Here is an 18753-nt window from a genome sequence, read left to right as displayed (position 1 = left end):
CGTTCGTCTCGAATATCGTTATACCGATTACGGCCACAAGGATTTCGACTTCGGCGTTCCTGATGCTGGCGTTCGCGACAAGTTCAAGACCAACGAAGTTCGTCTCGGCGTCGCGTACAAGTTCTAAGGGCAGCTTATCTCTAGTCAAATTGAACCGCTCAGAGTGATCTGGGCGGTTTTCTTGTTGGTGCACGACGTCGAATTCAACAATATGTATCGTTGCCGAATCCACTATCTATTCTTATGCAGCGTTCTATATTGCTAATTAAATTAGCAGCAAATTGTTTTTTATTTTCTCGTGCTGACTAGTAATTTTTGGTGGTGAAATGGACGAGAAGTTTTTCTTTCTGCACGCAGACGGTCAATGCGTTGATGAATTGAAAGCGGTTGATTGGAGCAATAATCCACTGGGTGAGCCTGATCAGTGGTCCGTGACGCTCAAGACTGCGATTCAAATGATGCTCGCTTCTCAGTTCCCAAAGGCAATCTGCTGGGGCCCTGACCTTATAACGGTTTTCAATGATGCTTTTCGTCCAATCCTCGGTGAAAAAAAAGATTGTATGGGAAAGCCCTTCAGTCAGATTTGGAATGAGGCCTGGAATGATATAGGCCCTATTGCTGAAAAGGCATTTAATGGGGAAGCGACATTTATCGAAGACTTCCCGTTGATCATTGATCGTTATGGTTATCCTGAGCAGTGCTATTTCACCTTCTGTTACAGCCCGATCAGAAATCAAGACGGAACTGTCGGTGGATTTATAGACACAGTTATTGAAACCACGGGCAAAGTTGAGGCTGAAAAGAATTCAGCCGTGTTCAACGCAGAGCTGGCCCATCGAATTAAAAACAACTTTAGCATTATCAATGCGATAGCGAGTCAGACATTTTCAGATGTCGACACCGAAAGTATAAGAGTATTTTCGGAGCGCTTGCGTGCGCTCAGCAGTGCGCATGACGTGTTGCGTCTGGGCAAGCACTCAAATGGTTCAATCAATCAGATAATTGAGGGCGTCATATCGGCACTAGCTGTTGAAGAGCGTGTGGATGTTAGTGGTCCTGATATACTGATAGGCCCAAAGGGTGGGTCATCTCTATCATTGCTGGTTCATGAACTTGCGACGAATGCCATCAAGTATGGTTCGCTTTCAAATACCGTAGGTCGAGTGGGTATCGAGATCGATATTGCTAATCGCAATGGCGTTGATACACTGATTTTAAAATGGGTTGAAGCATATGGCCCTCCGGTGTCTAAACCCGAGCGAATTGGCTTTGGGTCAAAGCTTATTCGAATGGGATTGAACGGCGGCAGCGTCAAAATTGATTATTTGCCGACTGGATTGAGGGGCGAGTTTTCTGCGCCGCTTCATTCACTGTCAGAAGAAACACGTCATTTACGTGAAATGTATGAAGCGCGTATTGCAACCTGATGTCACAATAAAAATACAACCATAGGTAACGCGTAAGTCTTGTTGCGTAAGTCTCAAAAAACCTAAAAAGACTTGCGCAAAAGCACGCTGCTTTTAGTGCGTAAGAGTTCTTATATAGAAACTTACGCACAAAGCGCGCAGCGCGTAGTTCTATGCGTTTGAGAACTACGCACTTTTTAGAAAATTTCCTGATTTAAAAATACAACCTGATTTGAGGTTGGTTGAAATTATACCGGTCGACGCTTGACCGACGTGTCACTCCCACCATGATGTGAATTGTTCCGCTACCAACGGAAGCCCACCACGCTGATGCACCATGAACACGAGGAGAGACACGGATGCGAAACATCTGGTTTATGAGCGATACCCATTTTGGGCACGCAAACATCATCAAATACAGCCGAACGCAATTCGACAGCGTTGATGAGATGGAAAGCACCATCATCGAGAGCTGGAATGAAAAGGTAAGCAGTCAAGATCTGGTTTATCATCTTGGCGATTTCGCGTGGTCAGCAAAAGACGCAAAGCGCGTGAGGCCGAAGCTTAATGGTTCAATCCGACTGATTGTTGGCAATCACGACGATATCCCTGCATTAGCGTCTGCTGGTCTATTTCAGCGGATTCAGATGTGGCGTCAGTTTTCTGAGATCGGGGTAACTGCGTCCCACGTACCAATGAGGCGAGAACAAATCCGACACGGTAGCATGAATGTTCATGGCCATGTTCACGGAAACACCAATGGACTTGAGAGCTTTCATTTCGATGTATCCGCGGAAAGCCTAAACTATTCGCCTATTCATTTCGACGTGATTGCGGAATGGGCTAATTCAAACAGGATCTCTGCATGAAGACCCGCAAAGCAAAGGGCGCGTCTTCGCTGTCTAAGCAAACAGTCCGCATTAATGGCGTCCGAACAATCATCACGACACGCGACGGCAAGGTGACAACAAAAGCGGCCCTGCCTTTGGAATGGGAACTGCAAGCTGCACAGGTCCGGGCATTACGAAGATTGCCAGAATACGTTCACACAGCGCGAGAAGTGCGACAGGGAACATTCACGCTGGCCGGAGATCAGAACGCAGCCAAGCGCGGCCCCAAGGCAAGATCCGAAGCATTAGCGGCAGGACTTACGCCAGGAGAGGCAGACGTCCGGATCTATCTCTACGGTGGTGTGCTGCGGCAGATTGAAAACAAGGTCGGCAAGGCCAAGCTCGAACCAAGTCAGATAACCCGTCATCCCTTGCTTGATGCTCTGGGCTTTCCCGTCGTGGTCGTCAGGGCAGTGACCGAAGACGATGCAGCAGAGCAGGCAGTGAGGCTGGTTAAGGGCTGGCTGAGTGAAAGCGCGACAAACCAAGCCGCGTAATTGACGAACCAAACACGAGGAGAATTTTATGAGCAACGCAGTAACAAACAAAATCATCCCTGAAGGCTTCTATTGGTCAAAGTTGTGCGGAATGGCTTTAAGGAAGAGACAGCTTGGATCAGCAGTCACTGTTGAACGGCACACCATGGCGCCTGGAGCCTTAATGAGGCGGGTACTTGCAGAAATATCTCCAGTCGAAAACGACGCAATCGAAGCCAAAAAACTAACATCAGAAGACGCTTCCCGTTACGGTTCCGCATTGTGGTCTGGCAAACTGAAAGAATATTTCTCCTGGAGAGCGGAACAGGGCTTGTCGTGGTGGCATGAACAAGAGCGCATTTATCCTTCAGCAGCCAATGACAATTCGGCGGCAGCAGTCAGGAAGGCAGCATGAGCAGGCACAAGTCCCTTGCCGGAGCCATGACTGCTTTGATGGCTTACAAAAACCGGCCTGAAAGCGAAATCATACCCGTTTCAACAAACTGGAATGTAGTGCCTGAGAATAGCAACGAACCCGAAGTGATATCGCAGATGCATACTGAGCGACGCATTCAGATACTTCCGACCATTGAGGAAATCATGCGGAATGTCGCTAGTGAGGACATCGAGCGCAATGATCTAGGCCAGATAGTTCGCATAGGACGGCTTAAATTCAGCGATGGTACGCAGGTTGAGGCGGGGCACAAATACGGACCCGGTGGCGAGGTAATCGCCACCAAACATCGGATGCCAGCTGGTGCAATGCTTGGATGCCGCGAACAGGAGAGCAGGACGTTAGGCGGAGATGAAAATCCATCCGAAGTTGCAGCGAGTAACAACTACTTCCTAGCTGCGTTTGAATTAAAGCGCCGAGAGCGTATTCCATCAGGGAAAAAGACCAAGCGCTCGTACCAAACGCATGAACAAGCGAAAGTGGAACTGGCAAATGCATACGCAAACACGCCAGAGCTGCCGCCAGTAGCTAAATACTCGCCCGGTCTTCCCAATGCAGGCAAACGCATTGGAGACAGCTTTCTCGGAATGAAGAAAACGACAACCGGTGAATCGGGTTCAATGGGGTGGCAAGATGTTTCTACTGCCCTGGTAGATCGCGAGATTTGGGCCCAAGCCATCGAGGCGCTATCTGAGAGGGATCGTAATGCCTTGAATAAGGTGGCGCATGGAAAGATGAGGAATTACGAAGGCTTGGGAATATCTTTGGGCTTCAAGCCAGAATATTCGAGACGCAAAGGCGGACGTAAGGCCTTAACGGCGGCCAATGATAATCTTCAAGAAAACATAAAAAGATTTTCTGCTTAGGTCCATATTCCGCATAGTTATGGTTCTTAGATGTGAAGGGGTCGAGATGGAAACATTGCGACCCCAAAACGTTTCCGGCCACGGACCCTGCGCTATGCTGCATCAAGTGCAGCCTCTGAGTGTGGGGTAACTACCCGACGACAGTAAAAAGCATGCCGACCCCACTGGCTTTGCCATGCGTCGCCTGCGCAATAGTCAATCTGAAAAGCAAGCGCAATCCCCTGCAGTCATCGGCTCGCAGACATAGGCAGTGCACGCCTGCATTGCCCTTGCCAATCAATTCAGATCCCCGGCGCCGTTTCTCCTCCGGCAGACGGGATACGGCGGGTTGAGCTTATCGGGCTCCCCGCCGATCAATCGTTATCTGGGTGTAGCTCAGTAGGTAGAGCGCTCGGCTTGGGTCCGAGAGGCCGTAGGTTCAAGCCCTGCCACCTTGACCAGTTACCCACCTGCTGCGTGCAGTAGGTCCATGGCGCGAATGCCATGCGTTTTCAAAGCGGAGTGGAGAAGTGGTCATCTCGCTTGGCTCATAACCAAGAGATCGTCGGTTCGAATCCGACCTGCCGCAACCAATTGCAGATGTTCTGTGGGTAACGCCGCACACTTGGTCGGAACGTTAAAGGTATTGTGCACAGCCGTTATTCGGTCCTGCGCTTTGTCCGTCTGCAACCAAACAAGACCAGCTGCGCCTCTTTCATACGCGCAACCAATCTGGTTACTATCACGAGGAGAATATCATGAACCCTGGTCAGACTATTATCGCAAAAGCATTCAATGAATGGATGCGTCGCTATACCGAAGATCCAAGCGGCTTTGAGCATGAGTGGCAAACGGCAAGCAAGTTCCTTGAGCAGCAGCAGGATGGCATTGAACCCGACTATGGTCAGTCATGCGCGGCATACCTTAAGAAGCTGATTGATGAGCTATCAACCTAAGACACAACGCAAATGGCTTCGCCTCTATAAGACGGCCCGATGGCAGCGAATGCGCGAGAGACAGTTGACTGAGCAACCGCTCTGCATGTTCTGCTTGCAGGTCGGCGACGTCGAACCGGCGATGGTTTGCGACCATGTCATTGCTCATAAGGGCGACGAGTTCCTTTTCTGGGATGCAGGCAACCTTCAGTCACTTTGCAAGACGTGCCATGACCGAACCAAGCAGCGCTTGGAGCGAGGTCAGGACATTGTGACCTTTGGGGCCGACGGGTGGCCGGTTTGACCCCCGGGGGGCATCAAAAAGTCGAAGAAGGTCGAAAACGCCGGAACGGCGAGGGTCCACAGCGCACGCATCCGCAATTCAAAATATGACCCCTCTTGAAGGATTTCCCTAATGGCAAAGCCGAGAAATCCCCTCGGCAAAGCCAAAATCGAGGGGAGAGACAAGAAAGACCCTCAGCGCTTCAAAAACCGCACCGACGCCAAGGCTGATGGCCCGCTTGGTAATCCTCCCGCATGGTTGAAGGATACTCCGGAGCTTAAAGCAAAGGCTGCGTGGAAGCTGTTTGAAAAAGAGCTGCCGTGGCTGAACCAGTCGCACCGCACGCTGGTCGGCATGGCGGCCAATATTCAAGGTCGCATTATGGCCGGGCAAGAAGTTGGCGTGCAGGCGATGAATTTGCTGCGTCAGATGCTTGGCCAAATGGGCGCAACGCCTGCCGACGCATCGAAAGTTGCCACTGCCGACGACGGCGATGAGAAGGATGACTTGCTTGACTGATATGCCTGCGCTGGAGCGTGTGAGCGCTTTTGCGCAAGCTGTCCTTGACGGCACTGAGATTGCTGGCCCGCACGTTCGGAACGCTTGCCAGCGTCATTTTGACGATTTAGCAACAGGTCATGAACGTGGGCTTTATTGGGACGATAATGCCGCCCACCGGGTCATGAGGTTCTTTGAAGAGCGGTTGAAGCTCTCAGAAGGCCAGTTCGACGGCGTTCCATTCAAGTTGCATCCGTCTCAAGCCTTCAAGCTTGGATCTCTGTTTGGATGGATGGATAGCGAAGGCTCTCGCCGCTTTCGTCGTGCTTACATCGAAGAAGGCAAGGGTAACGGCAAATCTCCTTTTGCCGGCGGTGTCGGTCTATATGGAATGATGGCTGATGACGAGCCAGGAGCGCAGATTTATGCGGCTGCTGCAACTAAAGATCAGGCTAACATCCTGTTTCGTGATGCGATCAAAATGCGTGGTCAATCACCAAAACTAAAAGAGCGCACGAAAACCAGTGGCGGGCCGGGAAAAGAGTTCAACCTGGCATATCACGCCAAGGGTTCGTTTTTTCGTCCTCTATCGAAAGAGGCCGGCAAAACTGGCTCTGGTTTAAGACCTCATTTCGCCCTTTGTGATGAGGTGCACGAGCATCCTGACCGGGCGGTAATGGAGATGTTGGAGCGCGGATTCAAATTCCGACGCCAGCCACTTCTCTTGATGATTACAAACTCAGGGAGCGATCGAACAAGCGTTTGCTGGGAAGAACACCAACATGCTGTTAATGTTGCTGCTGGCACTCAGGCCCCGGATGAAGCGTTTACGTACGTCGGGGAAGTTATCGACGACACCACATTTTCGTGGGTTTGCGCGCTCGATAAAGACGACGATCCCTTAAACGACCCGAGCTGCTGGAAAAAAGCAAACCCACTTCTCGGCACCATCCTGACCGAAAAATATCTTGCAGGCGTTGTTGCTCAGGCAAAACAAATGCCGGGCAAGTTGAACGGCATTCTGCGTCTGCACTTTTGCTGCTGGACGGATGCGGATAAGGCCTGGATGCCGCGTGAGACTGTCGAAAGCGTCATGGACGACTTCGAGCCCGAAGAGGAACACGCTAACAAGCCGGTTTTTATGGGTGTTGACCTTTCGGGCAGCAAGGACATGACGGTTCTTGCCTGCGTGGTTCCTACGGGCTCCATGGAAATGGAACGCGAAGACGGAGCTACCGTCAGCCTGCCGACCTTTGACGCGTGGGTTGAGTCTTGGACGCCACAGGAAACTCTGCAAGCCAGAGCGCAGGCCGACAAAGCGCCGTATGAGCTATGGGTGCAGCAAGGCTGGCTCAATGCTACGCCTGGCAAACGTGTCCGATATGACTTTGTTGCAGCACGCCTCCAGCAGTTGGACCAGCAATTCGAAATCAAAGCCATTGCATACGACCGCTACGCTTACGACAAGTTTCGCGAAGAGGTAGACGCGCTCGGCATTGAAGTCGACCACGTTGCCCATCCGCAGGGCGGTAAGGTCAGGGCTAAGCCTGAACCAGCCAAGGTCGAAGCTGCAAAAGCTGCAGGCCTCCCACCGCCGCAAGGCTTGTGGATGCCGGGCTCGGTGCTGGCACTAGAAGATATGATCATCGACGGGCGCATTCGCTTGAGGCTAAACCCGGTGCTGATGACCGCACTGATGGGCGCCACGTTCGATCACGACCCGCAAGAAAACCGATGGTTTGTCAAAACAAAAGCTTCTGTACGCATCGATGCTGCCGTCGCTTTGGCAATGGCAATCGGTGCTGCGATGGACACTCCGATTGAGCCTGAAGAAAACCTAGATGACTTCATCAATAACATGGTCGTCATCGCCTAACTCACGACGGAGCGAATATGGGCTTCATTGATAGATGGGTCGGAAAGCCCATCAAGCTCACCGACGGCGAGTTCTGGCGAGGTTTTTTCGGCCTTGGAACTACGTCAGGTGAAACAGTCAATTACGAAAAGGCTCTTGAGCTTGATGCCGTGTGGGCGTGCGTAAATCTTGTAGCGAATTCGGTAAAGACGCTCCCATGCAACGTGTTCAAGGACGACGGTGTCACCATTGATCGTGAAAATGTTCTCTATGAGCTGCTTCACGATATGCCCAATCTTGATGACACAGCGTCTGATTTTTGGGCAATGGTGGCCATGTGCCTTTGTCTGGACGGCAATTTCTTTGCGGAAAAGAAGATGAACGGCGGCCGACTTACGGCTTTAAATCCGTTTCATCCGCTCGACGTTAAGGTCTGCCGTGACGATCGGAACAGTCGCTATTACGAAGTGACTGAAACCTCTAAGGGTAAGTCAGGCACCATTCGTCGTATCAGCGAAGACAAGATGTTTCACGTTCGTGGCATGGTCATTCCCGGCTGTGATCGTGGTCTTTCGCCAATTGGTGTTGTCAGGAACACTGTCGGCAACGCACTTGCGGGTGAAAAGACGGCTGGCAAAATGTTTGCCAACGGCATGCAGGTTGCGGGCGTTCTTTCATCTGACCAGATCCTAAAATCAGAACAGCGTAAACAGCTCGGTGAAGTTCTTGGCCAGTTTGCCGGGTCTGAAAAGGCCGGCAAGATTGCTGTTCTTGAAGCTGGACTTAAATACCAGCAGCTAACAATCAATCCACAAGACGCACAGATGCTCGAAACACGCCAGTTCAGCGTTGAGCAGATCTGCCGCATCTTTGGTGTGCCCCCTGTCATGATTGGCCATGCGTCAAACGGGACGACGACGTGGGGTAGCGGGATTGAGCAACTGATCCTGCAGTTTACTAAGACATGCCTCACTCCGTTGCTGCGCAGCATTGAATCGGCAGTCTATCGCGATTTGCTGGACGCAAAGACCCGCAAAACGACTGTTGTAAAGTTCAATATGGAAGGCTTGCTGAGAGGCGATAGCCAGGCGCGCGCTGACTTCCTGCAGAAGATGGTCAACACCGGCATTTACACGCCGGACGAGGCCCGCAGCTACGAAAACAAGGCCTCCAAACCGGGCGGAGATCAGCTCATCGTCAACGGAACAATGCAACCTTTGCACGGCATCGGCCACAACGGCGGACCATCGCTTGATGACGCGCCCGAAACGCGCTCTGCTTAAGGATACTTTATGAAATTCGAACACATTTTGACAGCCTTTGAGGCTGAGCCGTGGGCGATTCAGCGCGAAAAACTGGCAGTTCTTGCGGATGTTATCGCAGCTCGTGCTGCTGGCGATAAATTTGTGACGTCTGAATTTGCTGCCGCTGTTTCCGATGCTCGATCGAAAGAGATCGCGGAAACCGACGGTAAGGTCGCTGTGATCCCTGTTTATGGGGTCCTTGCCGACCGCATGGACATGTTTTCTGCGATGAGCGGCGGCACATCTTATGCCGGCATTAAGCGACAGATTCACAAAGCGTTGTCTAATGACGACGTGAAGGCCGTAGTGCTTGACGTTGATAGCCCGGGCGGTTCAGTTCCTGGTACAGACGAACTGGCGACAGAGATCCGCAAGCTGCGCGGCGGCGAAAAGCCAATCATCGCGCAGGTCAACAGTCTTGCCGCAAGTGCCGCTTACTGGGTTGCGTCGTCAGCAGACGAGATCGTTGTTACGCCTTCGGGCCGAGCTGGTTCGATCGGTGTTTACACAGCGCATGATGACATTTCCGCGGCCTTGGATAAGGCCGGTGTCAAACGGACCTATATCTCCGCTGGCAAGCACAAGGTGGATGGCAACGAAACCGAGCCGCTCGGCAAAGAGACGTTGGCTTACATTCAGGAAAGCGTGAACCGCTCGTATGAACGCTTCCTAACAAGTGTTGCCGATGGCCGAGGTATCACAAAAGCCCGTGTGGAAGCTGATTTCGGTCAGGGCCGGGTTTTCTACTCAGAAAAGCTTATCGAGCTGGGCATGGCTGACCGTGTTGCAACGCTTGACGAGACTTTGGCGCGATTTGGCGCCGATACCGAGCCAGCATATGTGCGCCGAGTGAAAGCATCTAACGCCGCCAAGGCCGATGCAGCCACGCTTCTTGCCTCGAAAATGGCAACAGGCGAACAGATTACCAAACGCGAATTCGAGAATGGTTTGAAGGGTCTTCTAAACCTTTCGAATTCTGAGGCAGAGCGGGCCGCTCGGCTCTACCTCAAGGAAGGTCAGGGGGCTCCTGACGTCGAGACGGATGCTGCTGCTTTGGCAGCCCTAAACCGGCTTTTGGCCGAAGCAAACACACCACTCATCAAAATTTAAGGAGCCACACATGGCTGATAATGTACTTGCCGATAAGATCGGCGAGCTTGGTACTTCGCTTGCCTCCATCAAGGAACAGGTCGGCAATCTCGCTGTAGACTTTACGTCGAAGCTTACAGCAAACGGCGAGGTTTCGGCTGAACTCAAGGAAAAGACCGATAAGGCTCTTTCTGAACTCGGCGACATGACCACACGCCTTGGCGATCTCGAAAAGCGTGCCGCCCGTGAAAAGGAAGAAGGCGCGAACGAACAGAAGTCGCTTGGTGACATGGTTATCGACTCTGCCGATTATAAGGCAGGGATGCTGACGGGTGCGTCCCGCGGTTCGATCAAGGTGACGGCAGATCGTGCTGCAATCACTTCCGCCAACACCACTGTGGGCGCTGGTCGTAGTCAGGGCACGTCGCTCGTTCCAGGCGCACGAGTGCCGGGTATCTTTGGTCTTCCGGAGCGTACACTGACGATCCGCGATCTCGTGCTTCCGGGCCAGACTTCTTCGAGCTCTATCGAGTATGTGAAGGAGACCGGCTACACGAACAATGCGGCTCCTGTCGCTGAAACGACTGCAAAGCCATATTCGGACCTGACGTTCGATATGACTTCTGCGCCGGTTCGCACTATTGCTCATTTGTTCAAGGCTTCGCGCCAGATCCTGGATGATGCTCCGGCCCTTCGTTCCTATATCGACGGCCGCGCTCGTTATGGTCTGCGCTTTGCAGAAGAAAATCAGCTACTCAATGGCTCTGGCACCGGTCAGAACATTCACGGTCTGGTTCCGCAGGCAACCGCATTTAGCCCAGCCTTCACTTTGCCAGGTGCAACAGGTATTGACCGCCTTCGCCTCGCAATCCTTCAGGTTGTTCTTGCTGAGTATCCGGCCACAGCTTTTGTCCTCAACCCAATTGATTGGACGAAGATTGAGCTGACCAAAGATGCCGGTGGCAATTACATCATCGGCAATCCGCAGGGCTCACTGACGCCAACTCTCTGGAACCTGCCAGTGGTTTCCACGCAGGCTATGGCTGCAGGTGAATTCCTCACCGGTGCTTTCAGCTTCGCTGCACAGATCTTCGATCGTCTCGATATCGAAGTGTTGCTGTCGAGCGAGAACGTCGACGACTTCGAAAAGAACATGTTCACGATCCGCGCGGAAGAGCGACTGGCGTTCGCCGTCTATCGTCCAGAGTCGTTCGTAACTGGCGACGTCGAAGGCGCTTAATGGGGACGGGGAGCTTCGGCTCCCCTTTTCCAGATTGGAGAGAACATGACTGATTTTCTAGAAGTTAAAGCCCTAAAGACTTTTGCTCTCGGCAAAGAGCTAAAAACACGCAAGAGCCCGTCTTTCGAAGTTGAAGCTGGTGAAGCTCGGCAGTTGGAAGCACAGGGCCTTGTGTCTTTGGCTGACAAGACAGATGCGACTAAGGAAGCGGAAGGTGGCACGCCAGACAACGGCACCAAGCCCAAGCAGAAAGCGAAATCAGATGGCAGTATCGACAAAGACGCGTAAGAGGCGGGTAGCCAGCTACATCGGCGCCGGGGTCGTTATCCCAAATCCTCAGCCCGAACCGGAGCCGGAAGTACCACCTGAAGGTGGTGGCGATGGCTCTGATTGATCTTGCTGTATTCAAGCGTCACCTTCGTGTTTTTCACGACGATGAAGACGACGAGCTAACGCTTTATCTGGTGGCCGCAGAAACTGTGGTCACTGAATACCTCGATCGCCAGGTAGTAGCGGCGGGTCAAACGCCGTCACTTCCTGAGGGCATCGTCATTAATGCCGCTATTTCGGCGGCCATACTGCTTGTCGGTGCAGACCTTTACGAAAATCGCGAGCCTGACACGGCATCCAGCGGAGACGCAGTTTTGCCGAGACATGTTCGAGCGCTGCTCTCGGCGTTTCGGGTTTGGCGGGTTGAGGAAGAGGTGCCGTAATGCCCCACGTCCGCTTCTCCGATGATTTCGACTGGAAGCCGCTTCCGCAAGTCACGATTGCTTATAAGGCTGGCTGGTCCGGCCTTGTGACTACACCATGCGCGGCAGCTGCGGTTCAAGCCAAGAAGGCTTTGAAGCTGAAAACTCCGAAAAAAGGTGAGAAGGATGGCGACACGTAAAGGCGCAGGTGCGCTCAACAACATAGTCGTCTTTCAGCAGCGTGAAGCCGTGCGGGACGAAGGCGGTGGCACAAGCCAAGAGTGGGTAGACAAGTTCGAAACTTCTGCTCGTTTGCAGCCCCGCCTTGGTTCTGAAAGCGACATTGCGGCCCGTACGCAAGGCATCCAGCCTTACACGATTGTCGTGCGAAGCGAACCGCGAACACGTCGCGTTACGCCTTCTTGGCGAGCGAGGAACAAGCGAACCGGTGTTCATTACGAGATCCAGTCATGTGCCAACCCTGACGAGGTTAATCAGTACATCGAAATGCGCGCTGTCGTGCAAGGCGGTGGCTGATGGCTATCGGTGCTAGAATTTTAGGGTTGGCTAAACTCGAACAGAAGTTCAAACGCTTGCCGAAAGTCGCTCGCGACATGGTTCGCGGTGCTATGGAGCAGGGTGCCGAAGATATCGTCGACATGATGAAACGTCGTGTTGCTGAAGACGACGGAGCACTACGGGAAAGCATCGGTTGGACGTGGGGTAAAGCTCCAAAAGGCAGCATGGTGATCGCGACAGTCGAAGCTAGCCTTGCAGCTGATTGGACTATCACAATCTATGCAGGCAACAAAGAAGCCTACTACGCGCGTTGGGTTGAGTTCGGCACGGTAGGCTTTGCCAATAAAGGCATGTTTCCCGGCACAAGGAACCCCGGTCAGGGCAAGCAACCATTCTTCTACGTGACGTGGCGAGCCAAAGACAAAGAAACAAAACGCCGTATTCGTCGAGCCATCACCAAAGCAGCGAAAACAGTAGCCGCAGGAGGCTGATGGATGGACCCCGTATGGGAACTTCAAACCGCGATCTATGCGCGGTTATCGCAGAATGCTGCGCTGACAACGCTAATCGGCGCGGACAAGGTCTATGACAATCCTCCCGCCGATCCTAATGGCAATATACCGGCCGCGACCTATCCATATGTTTCATTCGGCAGCGCTTCATCTTCTGATGACAGTGCCGATTGCGTTGATGCGGTTGACGTTACTTTCCAAATTAATTGCTGGTCGTCTCTGCCAAGTCAGAAACAGGTTAGGCAAATCGCTGACGCGGTCAACAAAGCGCTTAAACGATGGGAGCCGCCGCTCACGGTAAACGCTCTCGTCACCTTCGATCCTTGGCGCACCGACTATATCCGCGCTCCCGGCATCAATCAGGCTTCGATTCAATACACCGCCGTCATCGAGACGCCGTAGCCCGCACAGCCGGATTTCACCACTCATTCTCTTTTAAGGTCGCCATCAGCGGCCTTTTTTGTTGGAGGCCGCATTGGCTCAAGCAACGACTATCAAGGGCGGCAAATTCCGCGTCCTTATCGGCAACGATGCCAACCCAATTGTCTACGAAAACCCATGCGGCTTCACGCAGCGGTCTATTACAATCAACAAGGGCCTTGAAGAGGTCAATGTTCCTGACTGTACCGATCCTGATAAGGTCGATTGGGTTGGGCGCGATGCAACCAGCCTTTCGATGAGTATCAGTGGTGAAGGCGTACTTGCCGCTGAAAGCGTCGATGTTTGGCTAGATGCGGTCGACAGTCTCGAATCCATTCCAGTTAAGGTAGAGTGGGAATTTCCTGCAAAAACCATTACGTGGACAGGCTTCATGCATGTTGAAAGCATTGAGGCGGGCGCAACCAATGGCCAGCGCGCGACCCTGAATGTCAGCTTGCAGTCTGACGGTGTTATGGTTCGTACGTCTACCCCGGCTACACCATAATGAGCCGTGACGCATCGATCGAGCTAACCTGGGCGGATGATGATTACACATTCCGCCTTGGATGGAGCGAACTCGAAGCACTTCAGGAGGCCTGCGATGCGGGCCCCTGGGTTATTCTTGAGCGGCTTCACAACAAGCAATGCCGGTCTGGTGAGATTGCTGATGTTATCAGGCAGGGGCTCATCGGTGGCGGTTTGAAGCCGCCTGAAGCCACAAAGCTGGTTCAGAGATACGTCAAAGAGCGTGTGTCTGATTTGGCTGAGAATCTCTTATTTGCGATAGCTATTTTGCAAACCGCCCTTCAGGGAGCGCCTGACGAGCCATTGGGGGAGCCGGGGGCGGCAAGTCAGGAGGGGAACAACTCGACAGTCTCCCCAATGGAAAGATCAGATTTGCCGCAATCTACGGAAACGGTGCAGTTCTAGGATTTACGCCGCAAGACGTTGGGAAAATGTCGATGTGGCAATACATGGCTGCGCTTGATGGTTACATCAAAGCGAATACGCCAGACGAGCCGGGTAAACTGTCAGATTCCGAAAAGGACGATCTGTGGGATTGGATTAAGGCTGGGTGATGCCAGTTTATTGCGGCATCTTCCCACTCTCGTAGAAATCGAGACATTTCCTTAGACGATTTACGTGTTCGGCCTGTGGGATCGCTTTGGTGTAAGCCTCGTCGAACGTCGGACTGTTGCTCGTAATTTTCCCGCAATCGGTGGCGAACGCCTGCCTCTTCAGCATTTCTGCTGTCCGGTACTCATTCCAGAAATAGTACCCGACGAACGCGATAACCGCGATGCAGGCCGCGCCGACCAATACTTTCATCCACATCCCCAAGCTCGCGTGACTGCGAGCTTTTTTCTTATCAGGACATCGTTGAGTATGGCAAGAACCGACCTCGAAAGTCTGGTTGTTCAGCTTTCTGCTGACTTCAAGTCATTTGAAAAAAGCTTGGCCCGCGCCAATGATGTTTCTAATCGCCAATTTAATGCGATTGAACGACGCGCCCGCCAGATGAACAAGAATCTGGATAGTATTTTCACGCGCTCGTTTAGCGGCCTTACGGCGCCACTTGCCGGCATTGGCGCAGCGCTGGGTGTTGATCAGCTTCGCAAGATGACTGATACGTGGACGGATATGACGTCTCGCGTCAACCTTGCCGCAGGTTCGATCGATAAAGGCACGGAGGTGATGGGGCGGCTCGGTGAGATGGCTCGCCGTACCTATTCCGATCTTTCACAGACTGCTGAAAGCTATCTTTCTAATGCCACGGCTCTTCGTGAGCTCGGTTACAATACTGATGAATCGCTGAACTATACCGAGGCATTGAACAACGCTCTCGTTGTGTCAGGAGCCAAGGGAGATCGCGCTGCACGAGTTATTGATGCGCTCGCGAAAGCTATGGCTACCGGCAAATTGCAGGGCGACAACCTCAATACAGTCATTGAATCAGGCGGTCGTGTCGCGGAAGCGCTGGCAGCTGGTCTTGATACGACAGTGGGCGGTCTGCGCAAGCTTGGTTCACAGGGCAAGATCACGGGCAACGACATTGTTCGCGGCCTATCGAGCCAGATGGAAACGCTGCGCCAGGAAGCTGCGGACATGCCCGCCACGATCGGCGACGGCTTTACACTTCTAAACAATGCCTTGCTCCAGTACGTTGGCAATGCTGACAGTGCTGCTGGCGTGTCTGCTAAGATTTCCGAAGCGCTCGTGATGATTGCCGACAACTTTGACAAGGTTGCTGACGGCGCTTTGCAGGTTGCCGCCGTGATTGCGGGTGCCTTGGTTGGTAGGTCGCTCCTTGGCATGATCCGGACGCTCGGAACCGCTGGCGTGGCTCTTGGCCAGTTTAGGCAAGCTCTGGCTGCAGCAAGCACAATGGGCGGTCTGGCTACAGCCTTCGGTGGTCTTGGTGCCGCTGCCGGCCCTGTAGGCATGGTCATCGGTGGCGCGGTTGTTTCGTCGCTTATTCTCTACAATTCAACTGTCGGTGAATCGAGCCAAGGAGCAACACTCTTTGCCGAGCGACTAAAGAAGGTTGAGGAGGCTGCCAAATCATCGGGGAATGCCGTTGAACAGGCTGGCCGACAGAACGACGCATATACCCAGAACTCGCTGAGCAAAGAAGTTGAGGCTTCGGTTGTTGCGCTTGATGACGCTCGTGAAGCCGCGGTCAACATGTTGGCCTCTTTTGCTCAAGTGTCGTCAATGAGCCTTATTACTGAGCAGCAATACTCTGAGCTGGCTCGCCTTCGTGATGGGGTAAATGAAGGAACGGTATCTGCCGAAGATGCCAAGCAATCGTTGTTTGCTATGGCGAACGCTGACTACAACTTTCAGGAAGTTGCGGACGCAATTGGCCCGATCCTCGATCGGCTTGCAATGGTGTCAACTGCCGCTCGCGGCGCTGCAGCCGACCTGGCCGCGGTAACTGGCGCGCGTACGGTCATCGAAGATCGTTCAACCCGTTCAGCGAAAGATCCATATATCATGCAGCGTGAAGCTGCGAATGAGTATGAACGCGATCAAATGCGTCTTGCTGCCCTTAGCAAGAAAGAACACGCGCTCGAAATGGAGCGCAAGAAAGTTCGCGACGCAGCAACTAAGGACGGCATAGCTCTTGAAGAAGATGCGATTAACCGCATCGCGAAAGCTAATCTTGCTGCACAGGAAAGCCGCACGGCCGAAGGTAAAAAGCCGAAGAAAGAGAAAAAGACACCGGCTGAAAAATTCGACACGACAGTTCAGGACGCTAACGACCGCACAGCTGCACTTGTCGCTGAAACAGAGGCGCTTCGTCAGCTTAACCCTCTGATTGACGATTACGGGTTCGCAGCTGAAAAGGCGCGAACCGAACAGGAATTGCTCAATGCAGCTCAAAAGGCTGGCGTTGCTATCACTCCTGAACTTCGCGCCCAGATTGCTCAGACTACCGACCAGTGGGCTTTAGCTACCGCAGAAGCCAATAAGTTCAATGAGGCAAATGGCAGAATACAGCAAACTGCGCAGGAATGGCGTGATACTGAGAGGGATGCGATTGGCGGCGTTGTCAGTGACTTGATAGCGGGAAAATCGGCAGCTGAGACATTTGCAGATGCTTTGGGGAAAGTTCTCGATAAGCTTCTCGAGATTGTGTCTCAATCCCTCTTTGACGGCATTTTTGGTCAATCAGGTAGCATCTTTGGTGGGTTGGTTTCTGGGATTGTCGGCAAGAAAGACGGCGGCGTTGTTCATGCTGCGACAGGCGGTTTGATCCGCGGACCTGGTGGACCACGTACCGACAGCATTCCAGCACGCCTCTCTGATGGCGAGTTCGTTGTTAACGCGAAGGCTACCAAACAGAACCGAGCACTGCTTGAACGCATCAATAAAGGGCAGTCCCTGGCACTTGCGGGCGGTGGCTTCGCTTCGTTGAAAGCCCCCTCAATGCCGATACTCAGTGCTCCACAAAGATCGGGAGCCGCTGGCCCGATGCGTGTGGATGTTGTGACCCGGTTCGAGAACGACGGCAACTTCCATTCGTATGTTGAGAACGTGTCTCAAAGCACAAGTTCGCGCACAGTCAAAGCATACGACAAATCAGGTCCGATGCGTTTTGCAAGGGACAGCAAACAGGCATCGAGGCGAGGATTAGTTAGATGATCGATCTTCTCTCAACCGTCCGCTTTGTGCCGTCTTACCCTATGCTTAATAATCCGACCAGTCAGACGAAGTTTGGCGGTCGGGTGCTGTCGACGGTTGAATTCGTTGATCCGTATCGCACCGTAGATATGGAAACACTGCCGATGAAGGCTAGTGTGGCTGTCCAGCTTCAGGCCTTCATTGCATCGGCTCGCGGCGGCATGGAAACGATTGTTTACCGCCCGAAGCACATCTGTATCCCGCGGGCCTATTGGGGTGATCCGAACAACACACATATCACTGGCACCGCATCTCGTGGGACAGTGACCGGTGGCTATACAGTACAGCTTACCGGCGTTGTCCCAGGCTTGCAGCTGATGGACGGCGATATGTTCTCACTCAAGAGTGGCGACTATCGCCAGTTCTTGCAGGTCGCCTATGGCGGGGGAGCAACAGCAGTAAGTACGACAATTACAATTAAGGTGGATCAGCCGATTGCTTCGTACATTGCAACCGGTGCAACGGCTCGCTTCAAGCAGCCCGAGATGAATACCCGACTTGTGAAAGACAGCTTCCAACTTTCAAAAGGTCCACGACCGACCGCGTCTTTCCAGCTGATCGAGGTGCCGAAATAATGACTTTCCCAACCCGTCTACAGCAATTGCTGGAAGAGGGGCGCATTGTTGTGCGCTCTCTTGGCGAATTCCAGTTCGGCACCGGCTTTTGGTATATGTGGAATGGCTCGTCCGAATTCACTTGGAACGGCAACACCTACATTCCAAACCAGCTTATTGGGATTGAAGAACCGCCTTTCCAGATGGGTGCGGAAGCTCTGCCGATCACGATCACCATGCCGACAGCGGCGGATTACGGCGTGACGCCTAACAAGCTAGCACAGATTGAAAGCGTCGATTACAAAGGTCGCACGGTCATCTTGTCGGATGCTTATTTCGATCCAGACACGCGCGAACTGCTGCACGTCGAGCCGATGTATCGTGGCTTTATCGACACCATCGATCACGAAACAGATGGCGGCGAAATGGTTCTCAAAGCCAACGTGGAAACGTCTGCGCTGGAAAATCACCGCGACGGCTATCGCACCGCGTCTCACGAAGATCAGCAGCTTATTTCACCGGGCGACAAGTTCTTTGAATACGCCTCAGTGGTGAAGCGAGAGAATTTCCACATCACAGCACCGTAAGGATCG

At 52.8% G+C, this 18753-nt stretch carries 25 protein-coding genes and 2 tRNA genes; 26 read left to right on the top strand and 1 reads right to left on the bottom strand.

Annotated elements, in window-relative coordinates:
* The 23 genes from QSJ70_RS23790 to QSJ70_RS23680 all read left to right on the top strand — a co-directional run.
* Positions 1-127: outer membrane protein (locus QSJ70_RS23790; RefSeq protein WP_502871718.1), on the top strand; the 127-nt coding region annotated here is incomplete at its 5' end.
* A 199-nt stretch (positions 128-326) separates the two neighbouring features.
* Positions 327-1427: a PAS domain-containing HWE histidine kinase family protein gene (locus QSJ70_RS23785; protein WP_285540214.1), complete on the top strand. Its 1101-nt coding sequence runs from the start codon at positions 327-329 to the stop codon at positions 1425-1427.
* A 338-nt stretch (positions 1428-1765) separates the two neighbouring features.
* Positions 1766-2275, top strand: coding sequence for a metallophosphoesterase family protein (locus QSJ70_RS23780; RefSeq protein ID WP_285540212.1), 510 nt, complete (start codon positions 1766-1768; stop codon positions 2273-2275).
* Positions 2272-2793 carry a VRR-NUC domain-containing protein gene (locus tag QSJ70_RS23775; protein WP_285540210.1) on the top strand — a complete coding sequence of 174 codons (522 nt, stop codon included), beginning with the start codon at positions 2272-2274 and terminating at the stop codon, positions 2791-2793. The genes QSJ70_RS23780 and QSJ70_RS23775 overlap by 4 nt, the downstream gene beginning before the upstream one ends.
* Before the next feature lie 28 nt (positions 2794-2821).
* Complete coding sequence (locus tag QSJ70_RS23770) at positions 2822-3187, top strand: hypothetical protein (protein WP_285540208.1); 366 nt, start codon at positions 2822-2824, stop codon at positions 3185-3187.
* Positions 3184-4092 (top strand): hypothetical protein, encoded by a 909-nt coding sequence (locus QSJ70_RS23765; RefSeq protein ID WP_285540207.1) that lies wholly within the window; start codon positions 3184-3186, stop codon positions 4090-4092. The genes QSJ70_RS23770 and QSJ70_RS23765 overlap by 4 nt, the downstream gene beginning before the upstream one ends.
* A gap of 364 nt (positions 4093-4456) precedes the next feature.
* Positions 4457-4532, top strand: a tRNA-Pro gene (locus tag QSJ70_RS23760).
* A gap of 55 nt (positions 4533-4587) precedes the next feature.
* Positions 4588-4664 (top strand) — tRNA-Met (locus QSJ70_RS23755).
* A gap of 165 nt (positions 4665-4829) precedes the next feature.
* Positions 4830-5027 carry a hypothetical protein gene (locus QSJ70_RS23750; protein WP_285540205.1) on the top strand — a complete coding sequence of 66 codons (198 nt, stop codon included), beginning with the start codon at positions 4830-4832 and terminating at the stop codon, positions 5025-5027.
* A complete protein-coding gene (locus QSJ70_RS23745) occupies positions 5011-5310 on the top strand; it encodes an HNH endonuclease (protein WP_285540203.1) in 300 nt (99 codons plus the stop codon). Before QSJ70_RS23750 ends, QSJ70_RS23745 begins: the two co-directional genes overlap by 17 nt.
* Positions 5311-5421: 111 nt before the next feature.
* The gene (locus QSJ70_RS23740; protein WP_285540201.1) at positions 5422-5808 is read left to right on the top strand and encodes a hypothetical protein; all 387 of its coding nucleotides are present in this window, start codon (positions 5422-5424) and stop codon (positions 5806-5808) included.
* Between the two features lies 1 nt (position 5809).
* Positions 5810-7663: a terminase large subunit gene (locus tag QSJ70_RS23735; protein ID WP_285540222.1), complete on the top strand. Its 1854-nt coding sequence runs from the start codon at positions 5810-5812 to the stop codon at positions 7661-7663.
* A 17-nt stretch (positions 7664-7680) separates the two neighbouring features.
* Entirely contained in the window at positions 7681-8925 is a 1245-nt protein-coding gene (locus tag QSJ70_RS23730; RefSeq protein WP_285540199.1) for a phage portal protein, read from the top strand.
* 9 nt (positions 8926-8934) lie between these two features.
* Positions 8935-10056: a S49 family peptidase gene (locus QSJ70_RS23725; RefSeq protein ID WP_285540196.1), complete on the top strand. Its 1122-nt coding sequence runs from the start codon at positions 8935-8937 to the stop codon at positions 10054-10056.
* Positions 10057-10066: 10 nt separating this feature from the next.
* Complete coding sequence (locus tag QSJ70_RS23720) at positions 10067-11275, top strand: phage major capsid protein (protein ID WP_285540194.1); 1209 nt, start codon at positions 10067-10069, stop codon at positions 11273-11275.
* Between the two features lie 45 nt (positions 11276-11320).
* Positions 11321-11563: a hypothetical protein gene (locus QSJ70_RS23715; protein ID WP_215779137.1), complete on the top strand. Its 243-nt coding sequence runs from the start codon at positions 11321-11323 to the stop codon at positions 11561-11563.
* A gap of 92 nt (positions 11564-11655) precedes the next feature.
* Positions 11656-11988, top strand: a complete 333-nt coding sequence (locus tag QSJ70_RS23710; RefSeq protein WP_285540192.1) for a head-tail connector protein — start codon at positions 11656-11658, stop codon at positions 11986-11988.
* A complete protein-coding gene (locus tag QSJ70_RS23705; RefSeq protein WP_285540190.1) occupies positions 11988-12167 on the top strand; it encodes a hypothetical protein in 180 nt (59 codons plus the stop codon). The genes QSJ70_RS23710 and QSJ70_RS23705 overlap by 1 nt, the downstream gene beginning before the upstream one ends.
* Positions 12154-12504, top strand: coding sequence for a phage head closure protein (locus QSJ70_RS23700; protein WP_285540188.1), 351 nt, complete (start codon positions 12154-12156; stop codon positions 12502-12504). Before QSJ70_RS23705 ends, QSJ70_RS23700 begins: the two co-directional genes overlap by 14 nt.
* Complete coding sequence (locus QSJ70_RS23695; RefSeq protein WP_285540186.1) at positions 12504-12977, top strand: HK97-gp10 family putative phage morphogenesis protein; 474 nt, start codon at positions 12504-12506, stop codon at positions 12975-12977. Before QSJ70_RS23700 ends, QSJ70_RS23695 begins: the two co-directional genes overlap by 1 nt.
* A gap of 3 nt (positions 12978-12980) precedes the next feature.
* Positions 12981-13400 carry a DUF3168 domain-containing protein gene (locus QSJ70_RS23690; protein WP_285540183.1) on the top strand — a complete coding sequence of 140 codons (420 nt, stop codon included), beginning with the start codon at positions 12981-12983 and terminating at the stop codon, positions 13398-13400.
* Between the two features lie 73 nt (positions 13401-13473).
* A complete protein-coding gene (locus tag QSJ70_RS23685) occupies positions 13474-13923 on the top strand; it encodes a phage tail tube protein (RefSeq protein ID WP_285540180.1) in 450 nt (149 codons plus the stop codon).
* Positions 13923-14348, top strand: coding sequence for a gene transfer agent family protein (locus QSJ70_RS23680; RefSeq protein ID WP_285540178.1), 426 nt, complete (start codon positions 13923-13925; stop codon positions 14346-14348). The genes QSJ70_RS23685 and QSJ70_RS23680 overlap by 1 nt, the downstream gene beginning before the upstream one ends.
* A gap of 156 nt (positions 14349-14504) precedes the next feature.
* Here the strand turns inward: QSJ70_RS23680 and QSJ70_RS23675 are convergent, their stop codons facing one another.
* Entirely contained in the window at positions 14505-14747 is a 243-nt protein-coding gene (locus QSJ70_RS23675) for a hypothetical protein (protein ID WP_285540176.1), read from the bottom strand.
* Between the two features lie 57 nt (positions 14748-14804).
* Here QSJ70_RS23675 and QSJ70_RS23670 point away from each other — a divergent pair, with 57 nt between their 5' ends.
* The 3 genes from QSJ70_RS23670 to QSJ70_RS23660 are packed head-to-tail and all read left to right on the top strand — an operon-like array spanning position 14805 to position 18747.
* Positions 14805-17567 carry a tape measure protein gene (locus QSJ70_RS23670; protein WP_285540174.1) on the top strand — a complete coding sequence of 921 codons (2763 nt, stop codon included), beginning with the start codon at positions 14805-14807 and terminating at the stop codon, positions 17565-17567.
* Positions 17564-18181 (top strand): hypothetical protein, encoded by a 618-nt coding sequence (locus QSJ70_RS23665; RefSeq protein WP_285540172.1) that lies wholly within the window; start codon positions 17564-17566, stop codon positions 18179-18181. Before QSJ70_RS23670 ends, QSJ70_RS23665 begins: the two co-directional genes overlap by 4 nt.
* The gene (locus QSJ70_RS23660) at positions 18181-18747 is read left to right on the top strand and encodes a hypothetical protein (protein WP_285540170.1); all 567 of its coding nucleotides are present in this window, start codon (positions 18181-18183) and stop codon (positions 18745-18747) included. The genes QSJ70_RS23665 and QSJ70_RS23660 overlap by 1 nt, the downstream gene beginning before the upstream one ends.
* Positions 18748-18753: the final 6 nt, after the last annotated feature.

The organism is Brucella sp. NBRC 12950, assembly GCF_030268145.1.
GTDB lineage: Bacteria > Pseudomonadota > Alphaproteobacteria > Rhizobiales > Rhizobiaceae > Brucella.
The sequence above is the reverse complement of the archived record's forward strand: the minus strand, read 5'-3'. Positions and strand labels throughout refer to the sequence as shown.

Bases quoted from the DNA above. Each gene is read 5' to 3' on its own strand.
- QSJ70_RS23785 (WP_285540214.1), top strand. From the start codon at position 327: ATGGACGAGAAGTTTTTCTTTCTGCACGCAGACGGTCAATGCGTTGAT.
- QSJ70_RS23780 (WP_285540212.1), top strand. From the start codon at position 1,766: ATGCGAAACATCTGGTTTATGAGCGATACCCATTTTGGGCACGCAAAC.
- QSJ70_RS23775 (WP_285540210.1), top strand. From the start codon at position 2,272: ATGAAGACCCGCAAAGCAAAGGGCGCGTCTTCGCTGTCTAAGCAAACA.
- QSJ70_RS23770 (WP_285540208.1), top strand. From the start codon at position 2,822: ATGAGCAACGCAGTAACAAACAAAATCATCCCTGAAGGCTTCTATTGG.
- QSJ70_RS23765 (WP_285540207.1), top strand. From the start codon at position 3,184: ATGAGCAGGCACAAGTCCCTTGCCGGAGCCATGACTGCTTTGATGGCT.
- QSJ70_RS23750 (WP_285540205.1), top strand. From the start codon at position 4,830: ATGAACCCTGGTCAGACTATTATCGCAAAAGCATTCAATGAATGGATG.
- QSJ70_RS23745 (WP_285540203.1), top strand. From the start codon at position 5,011: ATGAGCTATCAACCTAAGACACAACGCAAATGGCTTCGCCTCTATAAG.
- QSJ70_RS23740 (WP_285540201.1), top strand. From the start codon at position 5,422: ATGGCAAAGCCGAGAAATCCCCTCGGCAAAGCCAAAATCGAGGGGAGA.
- QSJ70_RS23735 (WP_285540222.1), top strand. From the start codon at position 5,810: ATGCCTGCGCTGGAGCGTGTGAGCGCTTTTGCGCAAGCTGTCCTTGAC.
- QSJ70_RS23730 (WP_285540199.1), top strand. From the start codon at position 7,681: ATGGGCTTCATTGATAGATGGGTCGGAAAGCCCATCAAGCTCACCGAC.
- QSJ70_RS23725 (WP_285540196.1), top strand. From the start codon at position 8,935: ATGAAATTCGAACACATTTTGACAGCCTTTGAGGCTGAGCCGTGGGCG.
- QSJ70_RS23720 (WP_285540194.1), top strand. From the start codon at position 10,067: ATGGCTGATAATGTACTTGCCGATAAGATCGGCGAGCTTGGTACTTCG.
- QSJ70_RS23715 (WP_215779137.1), top strand. From the start codon at position 11,321: ATGACTGATTTTCTAGAAGTTAAAGCCCTAAAGACTTTTGCTCTCGGC.
- QSJ70_RS23710 (WP_285540192.1), top strand. From the start codon at position 11,656: ATGGCTCTGATTGATCTTGCTGTATTCAAGCGTCACCTTCGTGTTTTT.
- QSJ70_RS23705 (WP_285540190.1), top strand. From the start codon at position 11,988: ATGCCCCACGTCCGCTTCTCCGATGATTTCGACTGGAAGCCGCTTCCG.
- QSJ70_RS23700 (WP_285540188.1), top strand. From the start codon at position 12,154: ATGGCGACACGTAAAGGCGCAGGTGCGCTCAACAACATAGTCGTCTTT.
- QSJ70_RS23695 (WP_285540186.1), top strand. From the start codon at position 12,504: ATGGCTATCGGTGCTAGAATTTTAGGGTTGGCTAAACTCGAACAGAAG.
- QSJ70_RS23690 (WP_285540183.1), top strand. From the start codon at position 12,981: ATGGACCCCGTATGGGAACTTCAAACCGCGATCTATGCGCGGTTATCG.
- QSJ70_RS23680 (WP_285540178.1), top strand. From the start codon at position 13,923: ATGAGCCGTGACGCATCGATCGAGCTAACCTGGGCGGATGATGATTAC.
- QSJ70_RS23675 (WP_285540176.1), bottom strand. From the start codon at position 14,747: ATGAAAGTATTGGTCGGCGCGGCCTGCATCGCGGTTATCGCGTTCGTC.
- QSJ70_RS23670 (WP_285540174.1), top strand. From the start codon at position 14,805: ATGGCAAGAACCGACCTCGAAAGTCTGGTTGTTCAGCTTTCTGCTGAC.
- QSJ70_RS23665 (WP_285540172.1), top strand. From the start codon at position 17,564: ATGATCGATCTTCTCTCAACCGTCCGCTTTGTGCCGTCTTACCCTATG.
- QSJ70_RS23660 (WP_285540170.1), top strand. From the start codon at position 18,181: ATGACTTTCCCAACCCGTCTACAGCAATTGCTGGAAGAGGGGCGCATT.